This window comes from Neobacillus vireti, from assembly GCF_036962465.1.
Classification (GTDB): Bacteria; Bacillota; Bacilli; order Bacillales; family Cytobacillaceae; genus Neobacillus; species Neobacillus vireti_B.
This window is the reverse complement of the sequence record NZ_JBALNF010000033.1, coordinates 135354-135805: the sequence shown is the minus strand read 5'-3', so window position 1 is coordinate 135805 and position 452 is coordinate 135354. Positions and strand designations below refer to the sequence as shown.

General features: G+C 39.8%; 1 protein-coding gene. It reads left to right on the top strand.

Going from position 1 to position 452, the window contains the following annotated elements; genetic code table 11:
- Positions 1 to 351, top strand: a 351-nt coding sequence (locus V7077_RS15600; protein WP_335503483.1) for a hypothetical protein, incomplete at its 5' end; no start/stop codon positions are given.
- Between the last annotated feature and the right edge of the window lie 101 nt (positions 352 to 452).

Sequence of the window (452 nt, the reverse complement as noted above, 5' to 3'; positions counted from 1 at the left end):
TTGAAGCCATTAGAGCCAGTGACTAAGCCGCTGGAGCCGGTAGCAAAAGGGGATATTTCGATTCAATCGGTGTGTGACCGCTTAAAAGAAAGTAAAGGAATCGTTAATAAGCAACTCGCACTGGAGTTAATTAATGAAGGGCTAAATAAGAAACTGCCTTTAAGTAAAGTATGTCAAAATGATACTGTGCTAGCGAATCAGCTTCAAAAAATGGAGACAGGTTTATTACAATCGCTCGGACTCTTTGATTTATTGGGAAGAATCAAACTAGAAGACCCCGTCCAGCAACTTACTAAAATGCGTGATCGAATTTTACAAGAAAAGGATGGAGCGATTATTTTTAAACCATAAAAAAAGAGCAGATATTCTGCTCTTTTCCTATGATAAGTACTGTAAGCTCCTTCAATTGTCGTAGGGCGCTGGGATTAAAACCTCATAACTGCCGAAGCCCC